The organism is Enterobacter sp. Y17 (genome assembly GCF_019730495.1).
GTDB lineage: Bacteria > Pseudomonadota > Gammaproteobacteria > Enterobacterales > Enterobacteriaceae > Enterobacter > Enterobacter asburiae_B.
This window is the reverse complement of sequence record NZ_JAASKP010000004.1, coordinates 127,257-144,827: the sequence shown is the minus strand read 5'-3', so window position 1 is coordinate 144,827 and position 17,571 is coordinate 127,257. Positions and strand designations below refer to the sequence as shown.

General features: G+C 57.2%; 17 protein-coding genes. 5 read left to right on the top strand and 12 right to left on the bottom strand.

Going from position 1 to position 17,571, the window contains the following annotated elements:
- The first annotated feature begins 90 nt into the window (after positions 1–90).
- From nirB to HCH49_RS18195, 4 genes are all read left to right on the top strand, one after another.
- On the top strand, positions 91–2,634 hold the full coding sequence (gene nirB, locus HCH49_RS18210) for a nitrite reductase large subunit NirB (RefSeq protein ID WP_221703168.1): 2,544 nt from the start codon (positions 91–93) through the stop codon (positions 2,632–2,634).
- On the top strand, positions 2,631–2,957 hold the full coding sequence (gene nirD, locus HCH49_RS18205) for a nitrite reductase small subunit NirD (protein ID WP_023309475.1): 327 nt from the start codon (positions 2,631–2,633) through the stop codon (positions 2,955–2,957). The genes nirB and nirD overlap by 4 nt, the downstream gene beginning before the upstream one ends.
- A gap of 135 nt (positions 2,958–3,092) precedes the next feature.
- Positions 3,093–4,466: a siroheme synthase CysG gene (cysG, locus tag HCH49_RS18200; protein ID WP_039263087.1), complete on the top strand. Its 1,374-nt coding sequence runs from the start codon at positions 3,093–3,095 to the stop codon at positions 4,464–4,466.
- A gap of 143 nt (positions 4,467–4,609) precedes the next feature.
- Complete coding sequence (locus HCH49_RS18195; protein WP_033146806.1) at positions 4,610–4,780, top strand: YhfL family protein; 171 nt, start codon at positions 4,610–4,612, stop codon at positions 4,778–4,780.
- A 142-nt stretch (positions 4,781–4,922) separates the two neighbouring features.
- Here HCH49_RS18195 and trpS read toward each other — a convergent pair whose 3' ends face one another.
- The 12 genes from trpS to pilM form a co-directional block, all read right to left on the bottom strand.
- On the bottom strand, positions 4,923–5,927 hold the full coding sequence (gene trpS / locus HCH49_RS18190; protein WP_023309477.1) for a tryptophan--tRNA ligase: 1,005 nt from the start codon (positions 5,925–5,927) through the stop codon (positions 4,923–4,925).
- The gene (gene gph, locus HCH49_RS18185; protein WP_024907924.1) at positions 5,920–6,681 is read right to left on the bottom strand and encodes a phosphoglycolate phosphatase; all 762 of its coding nucleotides are present in this window, start codon (positions 6,679–6,681) and stop codon (positions 5,920–5,922) included. The genes trpS and gph overlap by 8 nt, the downstream gene beginning before the upstream one ends.
- A complete protein-coding gene (gene rpe, locus HCH49_RS18180) occupies positions 6,674–7,351 on the bottom strand; it encodes a ribulose-phosphate 3-epimerase (protein WP_024907923.1) in 678 nt (225 codons plus the stop codon). Before rpe ends, gph begins: the two co-directional genes overlap by 8 nt.
- A gap of 41 nt (positions 7,352–7,392) precedes the next feature.
- The gene (gene dam, locus HCH49_RS18175; protein WP_221703167.1) at positions 7,393–8,205 is read right to left on the bottom strand and encodes an adenine-specific DNA-methyltransferase; all 813 of its coding nucleotides are present in this window, start codon (positions 8,203–8,205) and stop codon (positions 7,393–7,395) included.
- A 67-nt stretch (positions 8,206–8,272) separates the two neighbouring features.
- Positions 8,273–9,571: a cell division protein DamX gene (gene damX, locus HCH49_RS18170; RefSeq protein WP_221703165.1), complete on the bottom strand. Its 1,299-nt coding sequence runs from the start codon at positions 9,569–9,571 to the stop codon at positions 8,273–8,275.
- Between the two features lie 92 nt (positions 9,572–9,663).
- Complete coding sequence (gene aroB / locus HCH49_RS18165; RefSeq protein ID WP_033146810.1) at positions 9,664–10,752, bottom strand: 3-dehydroquinate synthase; 1,089 nt, start codon at positions 10,750–10,752, stop codon at positions 9,664–9,666.
- Positions 10,753–10,809: 57 nt separating this feature from the next.
- Positions 10,810–11,331: a shikimate kinase AroK gene (aroK, locus tag HCH49_RS18160; protein WP_003861630.1), complete on the bottom strand. Its 522-nt coding sequence runs from the start codon at positions 11,329–11,331 to the stop codon at positions 10,810–10,812.
- A 286-nt stretch (positions 11,332–11,617) separates the two neighbouring features.
- Positions 11,618–12,841, bottom strand: a complete 1,224-nt coding sequence (hofQ, locus tag HCH49_RS18155) for a DNA uptake porin HofQ (RefSeq protein ID WP_223862645.1) — start codon at positions 12,839–12,841, stop codon at positions 11,618–11,620.
- Positions 12,768–13,172 carry a HofP DNA utilization family protein gene (locus HCH49_RS18150; protein WP_087823625.1) on the bottom strand — a complete coding sequence of 135 codons (405 nt, stop codon included), beginning with the start codon at positions 13,170–13,172 and terminating at the stop codon, positions 12,768–12,770. The genes hofQ and HCH49_RS18150 overlap by 74 nt, the downstream gene beginning before the upstream one ends.
- Positions 13,162–13,617: a HofO gene (locus HCH49_RS18145; RefSeq protein ID WP_087823626.1), complete on the bottom strand. Its 456-nt coding sequence runs from the start codon at positions 13,615–13,617 to the stop codon at positions 13,162–13,164. The genes HCH49_RS18150 and HCH49_RS18145 overlap by 11 nt, the downstream gene beginning before the upstream one ends.
- 3 nt (positions 13,618–13,620) lie before the next feature.
- Positions 13,621–14,115, bottom strand: coding sequence for a PilN domain-containing protein (locus HCH49_RS18140; RefSeq protein WP_221703164.1), 495 nt, complete (start codon positions 14,113–14,115; stop codon positions 13,621–13,623).
- A complete protein-coding gene (gene pilM / locus HCH49_RS18135) occupies positions 14,112–14,888 on the bottom strand; it encodes a pilus assembly protein PilM (protein ID WP_221703162.1) in 777 nt (258 codons plus the stop codon). Before pilM ends, HCH49_RS18140 begins: the two co-directional genes overlap by 4 nt.
- A gap of 120 nt (positions 14,889–15,008) precedes the next feature.
- Here pilM and mrcA point away from each other — a divergent pair, with 120 nt between their 5' ends.
- The gene (gene mrcA / locus HCH49_RS18130) at positions 15,009–17,561 is read left to right on the top strand and encodes a peptidoglycan glycosyltransferase/peptidoglycan DD-transpeptidase MrcA (protein WP_221703158.1); all 2,553 of its coding nucleotides are present in this window, start codon (positions 15,009–15,011) and stop codon (positions 17,559–17,561) included.
- Positions 17,562–17,571: the final 10 nt, after the last annotated feature.

The following is a 17,571-nucleotide window of genomic DNA, read 5'->3' as shown; positions in this document are numbered from 1 at the left end:
GAGTAGGCGAAGACGTATTTGATTTGCATCAATAAGCGCCCCTGCTGAATCGTTAAGGTAGGCAATAATAGAAAAGAAATCGAGGCAATAATGAGCAAAGTCAGACTCGCTATCATCGGTAACGGCATGGTCGGCCACCGCTTTATTGAGGATCTTCTCGATAAGGCCGATGCTGAGCAGTTCGATATTACCGTGTTCTGTGAAGAACCCCGCAAGGCGTACGACCGTGTGCACCTGTCTTCCTACTTCTCCCATCATACCGCCGAAGAGCTCTCTCTGGTGCGCGAAGGTTTCTACGAGAAGCATGGCGTAAAAGTGCTGGTGGGCGAACGCGCTATCACCATCAACCGTCAGGAAAAAGTGATCCACTCCAGCGCCGGGCGTACGGTTTTTTACGACAAGCTGATCATGGCGACGGGCTCCTATCCGTGGATCCCGCCGATCAAAGGCTCGGAAACTCAGGATTGCTTCGTCTACCGTACCATTGAAGACCTCAACGCCATCGAGTCCTGCGCCCGTCGCAGCCGTCGCGGCGCGGTCGTCGGCGGCGGCCTGCTGGGTCTGGAAGCGGCAGGCGCGCTGAAAAACCTCGGCGTTGAAACCCACGTCATCGAATTTGCCCCGATGCTGATGGCCGAACAGCTCGACCACATGGGCGGTGACCAGCTGCGTCGTAAAATCGAAAGCATGGGCGTAAAGGTTCACACCAGCAAGAACACCAAAGAGATCGTTCAGGAAGGGACTGAAGCGCGCAAAACCATGCGCTTTGCCGACGGCAGCGAGCTGGAAGTGGACTTCATCGTCTTCTCCACCGGTATTCGTCCGCGCGACAAGCTGGCGACCCAGTGCGGGCTGGCCGTGGCGCAGCGCGGCGGGATCATGATCAACGACGCCTGCCAGACCTCCGATCCGGATATCTACGCGATTGGCGAATGCGCCAGCTGGAATAACCGCGTATACGGTCTGGTGGCACCGGGCTACAAAATGGCGCAGGTCGCCGTGGACCATATCCTCGGCAGCGAAAACGCGTTTACCGGTGCAGACATGAGCGCCAAGCTGAAGCTGCTGGGCGTGGACGTGGGCGGTATTGGCGATGCGCATGGCCGCACGCCCGGCGCTCGCAGCTATGTCTATCTCGACGAAAGCAAAGAAGTCTACAAACGTCTTATCGTCAGCCAGGACAACAAAAACCTGCTCGGCGCGGTGCTGGTGGGCGACACCAGCGACTTCGGCAACCTGCTCCAGCTGGTGCTGAACGCCATCGAACTGCCGGAAAACCCGGACGCGCTGATCCTCCCGGCGCACGCGTCCAGCGGCAAGCCGTCTATCGGCGTGGATAAACTGCCGGACAGCGCGCAAATTTGCTCCTGCTTCGACGTCACCAAAGGCATGCTGATCTCCGCCATCAACAAAGGCTGCCACACCGTGGCGGCACTGAAAGCGGAAACCAAAGCCGGTACCGGCTGCGGCGGCTGTATTCCGCTGGTCACTCAGGTGCTGAACGCCGAACTGGCGAAACAGGGCATCGAAGTGAACAACAACCTGTGCGAGCACTTCGCGTATTCTCGCCAGGAGCTGTATCACCTGATCCGCGTGGAAGGCATCAAGTCCTTCGACGAACTGCTGGCGAAACACGGCCAGGGCTACGGCTGCGAAGTGTGTAAACCGACCGTCGGCTCCCTGCTGGCCTCCTGCTGGAACGAGTACGTACTCAAGCCGGAACATACGCCGCTGCAGGACACCAACGACAACTTTCTGGCGAACATCCAGAAAGACGGCACCTACTCCGTTATTCCACGCTCAGCCGGTGGCGAAATCACGCCGGAAGGGCTGGTCGCCGTGGGTCGTATTGCGCGTGAATTTAACCTCTACACCAAAATTACCGGTTCCCAGCGTATCGGCCTGTTCGGCGCGCAGAAAGACGATCTGCCGGAAATCTGGCGTCAGCTGATTGAAGCCGGCTTCGAAACCGGTCACGCGTATGCCAAAGCGCTGCGCATGGCGAAAACCTGCGTGGGGAGCACCTGGTGCCGCTACGGCGTCGGCGACAGCGTGGGCTTCGGCGTGGAGCTGGAAAACCGCTACAAAGGCATCCGTACCCCGCACAAAATGAAGTTTGGCGTCTCCGGCTGTACCCGCGAATGTGCGGAAGCGCAGGGTAAAGACGTGGGGATCATCGCCACCGAGAAGGGCTGGAACCTGTACGTCTGCGGCAACGGCGGGATGAAGCCACGCCACGCGGACCTGCTGGCGGCGGATCTCGATCGCGACACGCTGATTCAGTATCTCGACCGCTTCATGATGTTCTACATCCGAACCGCCGATAAGCTGACCCGTACCGCCTCCTGGCTCGATAACCTGGAAGGCGGTATCGACTACCTGAAATCGGTGATCATCGACGACAAGCTGGGCCTGAACGAACATCTGGAAGCCGAGATGGCACGCCTTCGCGAGGCGGTGATCTGCGAGTGGACGGAAACCGTCAACACCCCGGCGGCGCAGACGCGCTTCAAACACTTTATCAACAGCACCCAGCGCGACCCGAACGTACAGGTTGTGCCGGAGCGTGAACAGCATCGTCCGGCGACACCGTATGAACGAATTCCGGTCACGCTGGTGGAGGAAAACGCATGAGCCAGTGGATAAACATTTGCGATATTAACGACATCATCCCGGCCACCGGCGTATGCGCGCTGCTGGGCAGCGAGCAGGTTGCGATTTTCCGCCCTCGCCACGATGAACAGGTTTTTGCCATCAGCAATATCGACCCGTTCTTCGAGGCCAGCGTGCTCTCCCGCGGACTGATTGCCGAGCATCAGGGCGAACTGTGGGTCGCCAGCCCGCTGAAAAAGCAGCGTTTCCGCTTAAGCGACGGCTACTGCATGGAAGATGAGAGTCATTCAGTGAAGCACTATGACGTTCGCGTGAAGGACGGCAAGGTGCAGTTGAAAGGCTAATCCCCCGCCTTTTCAATACGAAAAGCTTATGACCCCTTATGGGTAACGGCAGGAAAAACCGTATGTTTTGTACGATTCCTGCTGTTATCCTGACGTCAATTCTTACCCCCTCCATGAAAGCTGCGAGGTAACGTCGTGGATCACCTGCCGATTTTTTGTCAATTACGCAACCGCGACTGCCTGCTCGTGGGCGGCGGCGACGTGGCTGAACGCAAAGCGCGCCTGCTGTTAGAGGCTGGCGCCCGGCTCACCGTCAACGCCCTCACCTTCGCCCCACAGTTTGAGGTCTGGGCTCAGGAAGGGATGCTCACGCTGGAACAGGGTGAGTTTGATGAATCCCTGCTCGATACCTGCTGGCTGACGATTGCCGCAACGGACGACGATGAAGTGAACCAGCGCGTCAGCGACGCCTGCGAAGCGCGCCGAATCTTCTGCAACGTGGTGGATGCGCCGAAAGAGGCCAGCTTTATCATGCCCTCGATTATCGACCGCTCGCCGCTGATGATTGCGGTGTCGTCCGGTGGACGCTCGCCGGTTCTCGCCCGCCTGCTGCGGGAAAAGCTGGAAGCCGTGCTGCCGCAGCACCTTGGTCAGATTGCGCATTACGCCGGGCAGCTCCGCTCCCGCGTGAAGCAAACCTTCTCGACCGTGGGTGAGCGCCGTCGCTTCTGGGAAAAATTCTTTGTGAACGACAGGCTGGCGCAGTCGCTGGCGAATCAGGACACCAAAGCCGTTGAAGAGACGACCGAACAGCTGCTCAGCGAGCCGCTGGACCATCGCGGTGAAGTGGTGCTGGTGGGCGCAGGCCCCGGCGATGCGGGCTTGCTGACGCTGAAAGGGCTACAGCAGATCCAGCAGGCCGATACCGTGGTTTACGATCGCCTGGTCTCCGATGACATCATGAACCTGGTACGCCGCGATGCCGACCGCGTATTCGTTGGAAAACGGGCGGGCTATCACTGCGTGCCGCAGGAGGAGATTAACCAGATCCTGCTGCGCGAGGCGCAGAAAGGTAAGCGCGTGGTGCGCCTTAAGGGTGGCGATCCGTTTATCTTTGGTCGCGGCGGCGAGGAGCTGGAAACCCTGTGTGACGCGGGTATTCCCTTCTCCGTCGTGCCGGGCATTACGGCGGCATCCGGCTGCTCAGCTTACTCTGGCATTCCGCTGACCCACCGCGACTATGCCCAGAGCGTGCGTCTGGTGACGGGCCATCTGAAAACCGGCAGCGAGCTGGACTGGCATAACCTGGCCGCTGAAAAGCAGACGCTGGTGTTCTACATGGGGCTGAACCAGGCCGCGACGATTCAGGCGAAGCTGCTGGAGCACGGCATGGAGGCTGATATGCCGGTTGCGCTGGTGGAAAACGGTACGTCCATCAAGCAACGCGTGGTGAATGGTGTACTGACGCAGCTCGGTGAGCTGGCGCAGCAGGTCGAAAGCCCGGCGCTGATTGTGGTGGGTCGCGTGGTTGAGCTGCGCGATAAGCTGAACTGGTTCTCGAATCACTAACGCATATTCTTCCTTTGCGGAGTAGTCCTTATGCGGACTACTCCCCTCTTACTGCTGTCGATAACATACCGCCCCGAAGTGGAATTTCTCCCTTTATTCCCCTGAGTTACATCCAACTTTCGTTTTTAAGACAAGGAATGCGTATGTTCAAACTGGCAAAAGCCGCCGTTCTGGTTGGCCTGTTATCGACTCTGACTGCCTGTACCGGTCATGTACAGAACACCAAAAATAACTGCAGCTACGATTACCTGCTGCACCCGGCGATCTCCATTTCGAAGATCATCGGCGGTTGCGGCCCGGCGGCGGATCAGTAAGCGTTTTTCAGGCGTAAAAAAACCGGGATATCCCGGTTTTTTTGTGTAGGGAAGTGCGGCCTGATGCCCTCACCCTGACCCTCTCCCACAGTGAGAGGGTACAACCCTAAAAACGGTAACGTGGTTACCGTTTTGCTTTTACCTACGGTTTACCCACAAACCCAATCGCTTCGTACACCGCTTTCAGGGTTTCGGACGCGCGCGCGCTGGCTTTTTCCGCGCCGTCTTTCATCACCTTCTGCAGGAAAGCTTCATCGTTACGGTAGCGGTGATAACGCTCCTGCAGCTCGGTAAGCATGCCGGAAACGGCGTCTGCCACTTCACCTTTCAGGTGGCCGTACATCTTGCCTTCGAAGTGTTTTTCCAGTTCAGGAATGCTCTGGCCGGTCACGCCGGAGAGGATATCCAGCAGGTTGGAAACGCCCGCTTTGTTCTGCACGTCGTAGCGCACTACAGGCGGCTCGTCGGAGTCGGTGACTGCGCGCTTGAGCTTTTTGACGACGGATTTCGGATCTTCCAGCAGGCCGATAACGTTGTTGCGGTTATCGTCAGACTTGGACATCTTCTTGGTCGGCTCCAGCAGCGACATCACGCGCGCACCGGACTTCGGAATGAATGGCTCTGGCACTTTAAACACATCGCCGTAAATCGCGTTAAAGCGCTGGGCGATATCGCGGCTCAGCTCCAGATGCTGCTTCTGGTCTTCACCTACCGGTACCTGGTTGGTTTGATACAGCAGGATGTCCGCCGCCATCAGCACCGGATAGTCGAACAGACCGGCGTTGATGTTTTCAGAGTAGCGCGCGGATTTATCCTTGAACTGGGTCATACGGCTCAGCTCGCCGAAATAGGTGTAGCAGTTCAGCGCCCAGCCCAGCTGCGCGTGCTCCGGCACGTGAGACTGAACGAAAATGGTGCTCTTCTCAGGATCGATGCCGCAGGCCAGATACAGCGCCAGGGTGTCCAGGGTGGCTTTACGCAGCTTCTCAGGATCCTGACGCGCGGTAATCGCATGGAGATCGACGATGCAGTAAATGCAATGGTACTCATCCTGCATGCTGACCCACTGACGTAACGCACCCATGTAGTTACCAATGGTCAATTCACCTGAAGGCTGTGCGCCACTAAAAACGATGGGCTTAGTCATTATTCAATTCCTGATGTTCACTGTGCGAAAGCCCGAGTGCGGGCAACAAATCTTTGAAGTGGTCGAAGACCACATCCGGCTCACTTAGCGTGATGGCTTCACCGTAGTTGTAGCCATAGGTTAATCCGACGGAAGGACACCCAGCCGCTCGGGCAGCCAGAATATCATTGCGCGAATCCCCGACAAAGAGCAGCTCCGCAGGCGTTAAGGATAATTTTCCTGCCACCAGCAACAGCGGTTCCGGATGCGGCTTTTTGTTCTGCACGTCGTCACCGCCCACAATCACGGAGAAATACTTCGCGATATCGAGCGCTTCCAGCAGCGGTGCAACAAACGGCGTCGGTTTGTTGGTCACCAGCCCCAGCGGAATGCCCTTCGCGTGCAGCGCGCTCAGCGTTTCCTGAACGTCCGGGAACAGGAAACTGCCCTCCTCGACGGTCTCTTCGTAGAAACGATCGAACAGTTTGCGCAGAATCCGCAGCTGTTCATCCTTAGGGATGTCAGCGTGGTCAACGCTCGGTTTGCCCTGCGCGGAACGCTGCGACGCGCGCTCCTGCCGCGCCCACGTCAACGCGCGCTCCATCAGAACATCGGCGCCGTTGCCAATCCACGTTACCACGCGCTCTTCACCCGCAACGGGGAGTTCAAGTGCATACAGCGCCTGGTCTACGGCGCTCGTTAAGCCCGGCGCGCTGTCGACCAGCGTGCCGTCGAGGTCGAATGCCACACCCCGAATTGCCTGCAATTTATCCATGACTTACCTTCGCCAGCTCACGGCGCATTTCATCAATGACTTTTTTGTAATCCGGTTGGTCGAAAATTGCCGAACCTGCAACGAACATATCCGCGCCGGCTGCCGCAATTTCACCAATGTTATTCACTTTCACACCGCCGTCCACTTCCAGGCGAATATCGTAACCTGACTCATCAATACGACGGCGCACTTCACGCAGCTTATCCAGCGTGTGGGGAATGAACGACTGACCGCCAAAGCCCGGGTTAACGGACATCAGCAGAATCACGTCCAGCTTGTCCATGACATAGTCGAGATAGCTCAGCGGCGTGGCCGGGTTAAACACCAGGCCCGCCTTACAGCCGTTCTCTTTGATCAGCTGCAGCGTGCGGTCCACGTGTTCAGAGGCTTCAGGATGGAAAGTGATGATACTGGCACCCGCTGCGGCGAAGTCAGGCACGATGCGATCAACAGGCTTAACCATCAGGTGAACGTCGATCGGCGCGGTAATGCCATAGTTACGTAATGCCTTGAGCACCATTGGGCCAATGGTCAGGTTAGGGACGTAGTGGTTGTCCATAACGTCGAAATGGACGACATCTGCGCCAGCCGCGAGAGCTTTGGCGGTGTCTTCACCCAGGCGGGCAAAATCGGCCGACAGAATTGAGGGAGCAATCAAAAACTGTTTCATCCGCTTCTCCTTGAAATGTGTTTACCGGCGGGCAAAACGGCTCAGGGGCGATAAAGAGCCAGAAGTTCGTCCACCTTTTTACGTGTGCCGCCGTTGCTGCTAATGCTACGCCGCACTTTGACCTGAAAATGCTTCGCGGCTTTGTACCATTCGCGCGTATCAGGCGTGTCGTGATTCGAAATTAACACCGGAATTCTTTTGCTGACCAGCTTTTCTGCCATCTCCGCCAGACGGACCTGTTCGGCCGGGCTGAAGCTGTTGGTGTGATAAGCGGTGAAATTCGCCGTTGCAGACAGTGGTGCGTAAGGCGGGTCACAGTAAACCACCGAGTTTACGCCTGCCAGCTCCATACACTCTTCATAGGAGAGGCAATGAAACTCTGCGTTCTGCGCTTTTTCGGCAAAGTGGTACAGCTCGTCCTGCGGGAAATACGGGCGCTTATAGCGACCAAACGGTACGTTAAATTCCCCGCGCAGGTTATAGCGGCACAGGCCGTTGTAACCATGACGGTTGAGATAGAGGAACAGCAGCGCCCGACGGAACGGATCCTGACTCTGATTAAACTCAGTGCGGAACTGGTAGTAAACGTCCGGCTGATTATTCTCCGGCGTAAACAGTTTGCGCGCCTCTGCGACATACTCTTCGGTACGCAGCTTAACGATGTTATAGAGGCTGATGAGGTCGTTGTTGATATCCGCCAGGATATAACGAGAAAAATCGGTGTTCAGGAACACCGATCCTGCGCCCACGAAAGGCTCGATTAGACACTCGCCTTTTGGCAGGTGCTTTTTAATATCATCGAGCAGGGGGTATTTCCCCCCTGCCCATTTCAGAAAAGCGCGATTTTTTTTCATGCTGACTAACTGATTACACCTTCTCCGGCTGTGGAGAAAGCTCCGACAGCATCCTGCGCTTTAAACATTACTTCAGATCGGCCTGAACCTGATGAATCGGCTTCGCCCAGGGATTTTTTGCCTGAACATCCGCTGGCAGTGCCGCTACGGCACGTTTCGCTTCATCTTTGGACGAATAAACGCCGCTGACCAGCACATACCACGGTTGACCGTTACGGGTCGTCTGATAAACAACATAGTCTTTCAGATTTGATTTCTTCGCCCAGCTGTTGAGGTTGTCATAGTTAGACGAACTGCTCAGCTGCAGCGTGTAGTTGCTGGATGGCGCAGACTTCATCGAGCCAACGTTACCTGCCGTTTTGCCTGCGGCGCTACTGGAGGCTATTGCCGTGGCTGCCGGAGCCGTTGCTGCAGGTGCAGCTGTGGTTGCCGTTGCTTTCGGCGCAGTCTGCGTGACTGGCGCTTTAGCAGGCTCGCTCACCGCAGCCGTTTCGGTGCGTTTCGGCTGTGCCGGTACCGCTTTCACTTCAGGCGCTTTTACGACTGCCTGAGGTTTGGTTTCACGCTTAGGCTCAATCACCGCCTGCTTACGTTCAGGACGCGTCGCAGTTTGCGTCTGGCGCGGTTTGGTTTCCGTCGCAGCCGTTTGTGGCTGAGCGTTACCGCCGCGAATTGGGGCAACGGTTGCCGGCTCAGTTGGTAGCGTAGAGTTAACCACGACGTTATCAACCTGCTGCTGGTTCTGCGGCTGCGTCAGCGCATTGTTCAGATCTCCCTGAACTTCTACGCGCTGCTGGCCTTCAGGCGTGGCAGGTGCCTGACCCTGAGCAGGGGTTGAAGAAACGGGCGGCAGAGAAACATCCTGCGGCGCTGTGGTGTTACCTGCGGTCTGCTCTGCGGAAGTCGTACCCGGTGCAGGCTGTGCGCCATTCGCCTGATTGGTCGCATCGTTACCGGACAGGTTGATGCTCTTCTCAGCGGAAGCAGTTTGCTCGGTTGAGTTCGTTGACGGTGCTTTAAGCGCGGAGCCAATGCCGACAATCAGCAGCACAAGCACCAGAACGCCCAGGCCCATCATGATGTACTGGCGGGAAGCCGGTTTCGGCGCAGCGGCTTTTTTACGTTTACGCGGGCGACGCTCTACAGGCTGTTCGTCCATTGAATCTTCTTCGGACTCATAATCCTCTTCTGCTCGCTCTTCGTGCGCGTTGCGGCTGCGCGAAGGGCGACGATCGTCTGCATCCAGATCAACATCGTCAAAGTTGATCTGCGGCTCGTTATCACGTTCTGAAGATTGACGAGAACGACCAGTACGACGATCGCTGGGATCGGGTTTCAGCTCGTCTTCTGGTTTGAATTCATCCATTTAACACCCCACTCAAAGGCTTATGCTAACGACTTTGCATTTCACCTGAAGCTAAACGACCACCTGCGACAGTGGCCTGACCTTTCTAGTTGTTACGCCTGCTGACAATCAGCGATAGCGCCAAGAACGACATCGTGCGGCACTCCGCCGCGCACTTCACTCTTCCCTATTGCAAGCGGGAGTACAAGACGCATCTCACCTGCCAATACTTTTTTATCGCGCATCATGTGGGGTAAATACGCTTGCGCCGACATCTCCTGCGGCCCGGTTACCGGCAAACCTGCACGCTCAAGCAGCGCAATGATGCGTGCCGTCTCTTCAGGTTTAAACTGCCCCAGACGTTCAGAGGTGCGCGCTGCCATGACCATACCGGCCGCGACGGCTTCACCGTGCAGCCAGTTGCCGTAACCCATCTCGGCTTCAATGGCGTGGCCAAACGTATGCCCAAGATTCAGTAAAGCACGTAAGCCCGTTTCACGCTCGTCTGCTGCAACAACTTCTGCTTTCAGTTCACAACAACGACGAATGCAGTATGCCAGTGTAGCCTCATCCAGGCACAGCAGCGCATCCATATTCTCTTCAAGCCAGCTAAAGAACTCGCCATCCAGAATAATGCCGTATTTGATCACTTCCGCCAGACCCGAAGCCAGTTCGCGCTTCGGCAGGGTTTTCAGACAGTCGAGATCCACCACCACCGATGCGGGCTGGTAAAACGCGCCAATCATGTTTTTGCCGAGCGGATGGTTAACTGCCGTTTTGCCACCCACAGAGGAGTCGACCTGGGACAGCAACGTGGTCGGGATTTGAATAAAACGGACGCCACGTTGATAGCTTGCGGCCGCAAAGCCGGTCAGATCGCCCACAACACCGCCGCCCAGGGCAAGCAGTGTTGTATCGCGACCGTGCGGTTTTTGCAGCAATGCGGTAAAGACGGTATCCAGTACCGTCAGGCTTTTATACTGCTCGCCATCGGGGAGAATCACACTGTCGACTTTTACGCCCGCCTGCTCAAGCAGGTGGCGTACGCGGTCGAGATAAAGCGGAGCCAGCGTCTCATTGGTGACCAGCATCGCCTGATCACCCGCTTTCAGTGGTAAAAAGGAAGCTGGGTCGTTAAACAAACCAGCCGCGATGGTGATAGGGTAACTACGTTCCCCGAGAGTAACTGTAATCCTCTCCATGACGCGACATCCACCTTTAATGCTTTTACCCGCAGGCGAGTGTATATAAAGCCAGAATCAGTTGCTTTCCAGCATATGAATAATCTGGTTTGCAACCACTTTAGCGCTCTGGTCGTCAGTACGAATGGTCACGTCGGCAATCTCTTCATACAGCGGATTGCGTTCATCGGCCAACGCTTCCAGAACTTCGCGTGGTGGCGTTTCAACCTGCAGCAGCGGGCGCTTTTTATCGCGCTGCGTACGTGCCAGCTGTTTCTCGATGGTCGTCTCAAGATAGACCACTACGCCACGGGCGGAGAGACGGTTACGGGTTTCGCGAGATTTCACAGAACCGCCGCCTGTTGCCAGAACGATGCCCTGTTTTTCCGTGAGTTCGTTGATCACTTTTTCTTCTCGGTCACGGAAACCTTCTTCGCCTTCTACATCGAAAACCCAGCCCACATCAGCTCCGGTTCGTTTCTCAATCTCTTGATCAGAATCGTAAAATTCCATATTGAGTTGTTGAGCTAACTGACGCCCAATAGTGCTTTTGCCGGCACCCATAGGCCCAACCAGAAAGATATTGCGTTTCTCTGCCATTTTATCGGTACTACTAAGACTATTCGTTAATGGTAATTCCCGCTTCGCAGACACCCAGCGTAGCAGGACATGAACTGAAACCTCATATGCAATAGAGCGAGAGTCAGACTAAAAATTATCTCAATACTCCGGCTTGTTTGGCAACTGATTAAATCACCGCGTCGGGCGCATAAGGTAATAAGACGTAAGTCCAACTCAAATCGGTACTCCTTGTATGCTAATTCATGCCCCACGTCAAACATCTGCAACAAACTGAATGCAAAATCATTGCGGGGATCGTTACCCGTCAGCGAATACCGACCAGACGTGGTGTAATAAACACCACTAGCTCGCGCCGTTCATTATCCTTACCATCGTGGCGAAAAAGCTGTCCAAGCCAGGGGATTTTTCCCAGCCCAGGCACGCTGTCGCTGCCGGTTTTGTTCTTCTGCGAAAAAATTCCGCCCAACGCCAGCGTTTCTCCACTTTTTACCTCCACCTGAGTTTCTATCTCCTGTTTGTCGATCGCCAGCGTTTCGCCGTCAGCCTGCTGCAGAACCTGTCCCGGCATATTTTCGCTGATGTGCAATTTCAGGCGCACGCGCCCACCCGGTAAGACCACCGGTGTGACCTCCATCCCTAATACCGCCTCTTTAAACTCAACGGAGGTTGCCCCGCTTTCACCGCTTGAGACCTGATACGGAATTTCACTCCCCTGCTTGATGCTGGCCGGTTGCATATGCGAGGCCAGCAGCCGCGGGCTGGCGATGATATCGACCTGCTGTTTTTGCTCCAGCGCAGAGAGCTCCAGATCCAGCAGCCGACCATTGATCCGTCCGATGTTAAAACCCACGTGGCTGGTGGCGCTGGCGACGGAAAGATCGCTGCCAAGCGTGGTGAGCTGGCCAACCTTTCCCGCGTCGGCGGCGTCGGCGAGATTCCATTTCACTCCCAGCTCACGCAGGCTTTTTTCATTAATGGTCACAATATGCGCCGCCAGCTCGACCTGTTCGACAGGAATATCCATCTGAGCGGCCCAGCGCTGCAGCGTCTCCACCACCGTCTGGTTATCGCGAATCAGCAGCCGGTTGGTGCGTTTGTCGAGAGACAAACTTCCCTTTGGGCTCAGGAGTTTTTCAGCGTCTTTTTGCAGCTCTCCGGCATCGGCATAGGAGAAAGCGAGGCTGTGAGAAACCAGCGGCGCCTCAAGCTGTCGACGCGTTCGCTCCTGTTCTGAGCGCTCCTGCTGTTCACGCTGCCAAGCCGCGGTATGAACATAAAAAATGCCGCCCTCCTCTCGCAAAACGAGGCCAGCGCTGGTGACAACCGTCTGTAACGCTTGCCGCCAGGGGACGCGCGTCAGGTTGAGCGAAAGCGAGCCGCCGACGTCAGGCGATATCACCAGATTTCGGTTCTCCTGTGCGACCAGGCTCTGCAGCACCTGGACTACAGGCACGTCATCCACCACCAGCGTGACCGGTTTTGGCGCGGCGGCCCACAGCGGATGGCTGAACGCCAGCAGCCACAGCATTATCCGTAAATTCATTCTTATTCGTTCCTTCTCGTTGCCACGTCCATGTTCCTGGTTCACATGTGTCACCCACATTAACAACCAGTTCCGTTTCATTTATGGCTGTTATCGTCCAGCCCGCCGGGAAGCGCTCATGCGTTTGCAGCCGGTACCAGCGCTTTTGCCCATCCTGTAAAATGCCGATAGCCTGCTCTCCTACCACCATGCCGCGATAGCGCCACTGCGCCAGCTCGCCAATGGCGCAGGGATCGTCCGGCGGGCGAAACGGATCGCGCATGCCGGTCAATAGCAGCGCTGAGCAAACCAGCAAATATCGCGCGCTATTTCGCATGTTCCAGCTCCAGCCGCAGGCGCAACGCTGTACCTAGTGGGGCAATCGCGAAAGCGGCGATCTGCACATCCCGCTGCGCCAGCCGGGAAAAAAGCGCCGGGAGAGCCTGCCACTCCACCTCCAGCATCAGTTCCCCTCCGTTCTGCAGCGGCTTCCAGTGAACCAGCGTCGCGTTATCGCCCTGAAAATCGAGCGGGGAAAACGGCGTCAGCTCGCGTACTTCCGTTGTTTCCGTAAGAAACGGCACCTTTCTGACGACAGGCCATAACGCCGCGTTCGTCCTCGCGTCCTGAATCAGCTGTCGCTGTCGTTCAGCACACTGCCTGTCTAGCGGTCTGAGCAAGGTGCCCCACGCGGCCAGTCCTGCCAGGAGGCTCCCCAGACACCAGAAAAGCACCCGATACCAGGGACGGCTTTCGCACCAGCGTTCTAACAAGGTATCCATGCGTTACCCCTCGCTTTTAAGATGGAGGGTGAACATCCAGCGCCCCTGGCTGTCCTGTCGAAGCCCACCCGCCGTTCCGGGCGTAAAACCCGCTATTTGGCCCAGCGCATCGCGCAGAGCAGACAGGGCTGGCAGGGTTATGGCATACCCGGTCAACATCAGAGCAGGAGGCTGATAGCGAAGCTCTGTCAGCCAGACCTGTGAAGGAGTGGCGCGGGAAAGGGATTCCAGCACCGGTTGCCATGCGCGTTGTTGACGTGTCTGCGCTGGCTTCTGCGCCTGTGAGGCGAGTTTCTGCCGGGAGGCAAGCGCGTGCTGCACGGTCTGCATTCCCGTCAGCTCCGTTTGCAGCGCGTGCAGCCTCATAACAGGGTTTATCCGCAGGCAGAAAATGACCGCGAACATCAACAGCACGGTGCCGACACACATTGCCCACCAGAAACGCAGGCATCGTGCGCGCCGCTGCTGTCGCCAGGGCAGAAAGTTCATGAGGCTCATCCGGGCACCTCGCTCATGGCCAGCGCCAGCGCAACGGTATAATCAGCGCCGCAGTCCGGTAGCGGGGCATGGCAGCGCTCCAGGATTTCCCACGGGTCACGTCGGCTATCAAACAGCGCGATGTCATCCGGACCAAGCGCCAGCAGAGCCGCCAGCTCGGCCACGCTTTCGGCTTCTGTGGTAAAGCGGCGTCCCCACTGGTGGCGCATCGCCCACAGCCACTGCCGATCGTCGCGCCAGGCGACGCACGTCGCTGGCGCCACCGCAGGAAGAAGATTTGCCAGCGCGCTGGCATCCGGCGTAATGGCCACCAGCCGCAAACGCAGCGTTTTCGCCAGCGCCAGTAGGGTATCAACCTCGTTGTTTTGCGCGGCGGTCACGTGAAAGGTATTGCTGAAGGTATCCTGCGCGTAATCGAAACAGAGCGTATCGGCAGACATCTCCAGTTCGCGCGCGAGCGCCGCGCCAAGCCATGAGAGCTGCTCGCTGTCGCGCAGCGCAACGGTCGGACGGGGGAGCGACCGTTGCAGGGTGCGTGCTGCCGGGAAAGAGAGGAACACCCGGTGGTAGTGCGGCAGCGTTTTCCGCCAGTCGCGTAACGCATCAACCAGCTGTTCTGGCTGACAAATTTTGCCGTCACGAATGATGCCTTCGGCCAGAGGAATCGCCCACCAGCGGCGCAAGCACCAGCCCGACTTCTCCCGGGCCAGGGCGACGATCTGCACCCTATCCTGTTGAATATGAACGCCCGTTTGCCATGTTTTGAAAGCCATGCTTCACGATCTCCTTATCGCCCGTCGTCTTGACGGCTATATCAATGAATCAGGCTTGCCTTTATACTACCGCGCGATTGTTTAGAAACTGCCCAAGTGAAACCAAATGGGAAATCTCCGGTGAAGTTCGTAAAGTATTTATTCATCCTTGCAGTCTGTTGCATTCTGCTGGGAGCAGGCTCGGTTTACGGTTTATACAAATATATTGAGCCACAGCTACCTGATGTCGCCACGCTTCGCGATGTGCGCCTCCAGATCCCGATGCAAGTCTATAGCGCCGATGGCGAGCTGATGGCGCAGTATGGCGAGAAGCGTCGTATTCCGCTGACCTTAAACCAAATCCCCCCCGTGATGGTGAAAGCCTTTATCGCCACGGAGGACAGCCGTTTTTACGAGCACCACGGTGTCGATCCGGTGGGGATTTTCCGTGCCGCGAGCATTGCGTTGTTCTCTGGTCACGCCTCTCAGGGGGCGAGTACCATTACGCAGCAGCTGGCGCGTAACTTCTTCCTCAGCCCTGAAAAGACGCTGATACGCAAGATCAAAGAGGTGTTCCTCGCGATCCGTATTGAGCAGCTGCTGAGCAAAGACGAAATCCTTGAGCTGTACCTCAACAAAATCTACCTGGGTTACCGCGCCTATGGCGTGGGGGCTGCCGCACAGGTGTACTTCGGTAAGCCCGTTGAGCAGCTCACCTTAAGCGAAATGGCAACCATCGCCGGTCTGCCGAAAGCGCCGTCCACGTTTAACCCGCTCTACTCGCTCGATCGCGCCACCGCGCGCCGTAACGTCGTTTTGTCACGTATGCTGAGCGAAGGCTACATCAGCCAGAGCGAGTACGACCAGGCGCGTAACGATGTCATTGACGCTAACTACCACGCCCCTGAGATCGCCTTCGCGTCCCCTTACCTGACCGAAATGGTTCGCCAGGAGATGGTGAATCGCTATGGTGACAAGGCCTACGAAGATGGCTATCGCGTGTACACCACCGTCACCCGTAAGGTCCAGCAGGCGGCTCAGGAAGCGGTGCGGAACAACGTGATGGACTACGATATGCGTCACGGCTATCGCGGCCCGTCAAACGTGCTCTGGAAAGTGGGCGAAAGCGCGTGGGACAGCAAAAAAATCACCAGTACGCTGAAGGCGCTGCCAACCTATGGTCCGCTCCTTCCTGCCGTGGTAACGCAGGCCGATCCTCAGGAAGCCGTTGCGACGCTCGCGGACGGTACGTCCGTCTCCCTGCGTATGGACGGTATCCGCTGGGCGCGTCCTTACCGCTCGGATACCCTGCAGGGCGCAACGCCGCGTAAAGTGACCGATGCAGTCCAGACCGGGCAGCAAATCTGGGTGCGCAAGGTAGGCGAATCCTGGTGGCTGGCGCAGGTGCCGGACGTCAACTCGGCCCTGGTCTCTATCAATCCACAGAACGGTGCCATCCTGGCCCTGGTCGGCGGGTTTGATTTCAACCAGAGCAAATTTAACCGCGCCACTCAGGCGCTGCGTCAGGTCGGTTCCAATATCAAACCGTTCCTCTACACGGCGGCAATGGATAAAGGCTTGACCCTCGCCAGCATTCTTAACGACGTGCCAATCTCCCGCTGGGATGCCGGTGCCGGTTCCGACTGGCAGCCGAAGAACTCTCCTGCGGAGTATGCCGGCCCAATTCGTCTCCGTCAGGGCCTGGGACAGTCGAAAAACGTGGTGATGGTGCGCGCCATGCGCGCGATGGGCGTCGACTATGCCGCAGAGTATCTGCAGCGCTTCGGTTTCCCGGCGCAGAACATCGTTCGCACCGAGTCGCTGGCGTTAGGCTCCGCCTCGTTTACGCCGCTTCAGGTCGCACGCGGGTACTCGGTGATGGCCAACGGCGGCTTCCTGATTGACCCGTACTTCATCAGCAAGATCGAGAACGATCAGGGCGGCGTGCTGTTCGAAGCGAAGCCGAAAATTGCCTGCCCTGACTGCGATATTCCGGTGATTTATGGCAATACGCCAAAATCTGAGGTGCTTGAGAATAAGGACATGGAAGACCCTGCCGTGTCTCAGGAGCAGCAGAACGGCGTCGTGCCGCAGCCGCAGCTTGAGCAGGCTAACCAGTCGCTGGTGGCACAGACCGGCGCGCCGGAGTATGCCCCGCACGTGATCAATACGCCGCTGTCGTTCCTGATCAAAAGCGCGCTGAATACCAACATCTTCGGTGAACCGGGCTGGCAGGGCACAGGCTGGCGCGCAGGGCGCGATTTGCAGCGTCATGACATCGGCGGTAAAACGGGGACAACCAACAGCTCGAAAGACGCGTGGTTCTCCGGCTACGGTCCGGGCGTGGTGACGTCGGTCTGGATCGGTTTCGACGATCACCGCCGTGACTTAGGCCGTACAACGGCATCCGGCGCGATTAAGGATCAGATTTCCGGCTACGAAGGCGGAGCGAAGAGCGCGCAGCCGGCCTGGGACGCCTACATGAAGTCCGTTCTTGAAGGCGTGCCGGAGCAGCCGTTAACGCCACCGCCAGGCGTGGTGACGGTTAATATCGACCGCAGCACCGGTCAACTCGCCAACGGCGGTAATAGTCGCGAAGAGTATTTCATCGAGGGCACGCAGCCAACCACGCAGGCGGTGCACGAGGTGGGGACAGAGATTATTGATAACGGCGAGACGCACGAGCTGTTCTGACAACAAAGCA

Excerpts from the sequence above, each read along its gene's own strand:
- gph (WP_024907924.1), bottom strand. The coding sequence starts at position 6,681 with ATGGATAAATTGCAGGCAATTCGGGGTGTGGCATTCGACCTCGACGGC.
- nirD (WP_023309475.1), top strand. The coding sequence starts at position 2,631 with ATGAGCCAGTGGATAAACATTTGCGATATTAACGACATCATCCCGGCC.
- aroB (WP_033146810.1), bottom strand. The coding sequence starts at position 10,752 with ATGGAGAGGATTACAGTTACTCTCGGGGAACGTAGTTACCCTATCACC.
- aroK (WP_003861630.1), bottom strand. The coding sequence starts at position 11,331 with ATGGCAGAGAAACGCAATATCTTTCTGGTTGGGCCTATGGGTGCCGGC.
- HCH49_RS18145 (WP_087823626.1), bottom strand. The coding sequence starts at position 13,617 with ATGGATACCTTGTTAGAACGCTGGTGCGAAAGCCGTCCCTGGTATCGG.
- HCH49_RS18140 (WP_221703164.1), bottom strand. The coding sequence starts at position 14,115 with ATGAGCCTCATGAACTTTCTGCCCTGGCGACAGCAGCGGCGCGCACGA.
- pilM (WP_221703162.1), bottom strand. The coding sequence starts at position 14,888 with ATGGCTTTCAAAACATGGCAAACGGGCGTTCATATTCAACAGGATAGG.
- HCH49_RS18150 (WP_087823625.1), bottom strand. The coding sequence starts at position 13,172 with ATGCGAAATAGCGCGCGATATTTGCTGGTTTGCTCAGCGCTGCTATTG.
- hofQ (WP_223862645.1), bottom strand. The coding sequence starts at position 12,841 with ATGCTGTGGCTGCTGGCGTTCAGCCATCCGCTGTGGGCCGCCGCGCCA.
- nirB (WP_221703168.1), top strand. The coding sequence starts at position 91 with ATGAGCAAAGTCAGACTCGCTATCATCGGTAACGGCATGGTCGGCCAC.
- HCH49_RS18195 (WP_033146806.1), top strand. The coding sequence starts at position 4,610 with ATGTTCAAACTGGCAAAAGCCGCCGTTCTGGTTGGCCTGTTATCGACT.
- damX (WP_221703165.1), bottom strand. The coding sequence starts at position 9,571 with ATGGATGAATTCAAACCAGAAGACGAGCTGAAACCCGATCCCAGCGAT.
- rpe (WP_024907923.1), bottom strand. The coding sequence starts at position 7,351 with ATGAAACAGTTTTTGATTGCTCCCTCAATTCTGTCGGCCGATTTTGCC.
- trpS (WP_023309477.1), bottom strand. The coding sequence starts at position 5,927 with ATGACTAAGCCCATCGTTTTTAGTGGCGCACAGCCTTCAGGTGAATTG.
- dam (WP_221703167.1), bottom strand. The coding sequence starts at position 8,205 with ATGAAAAAAAATCGCGCTTTTCTGAAATGGGCAGGGGGGAAATACCCC.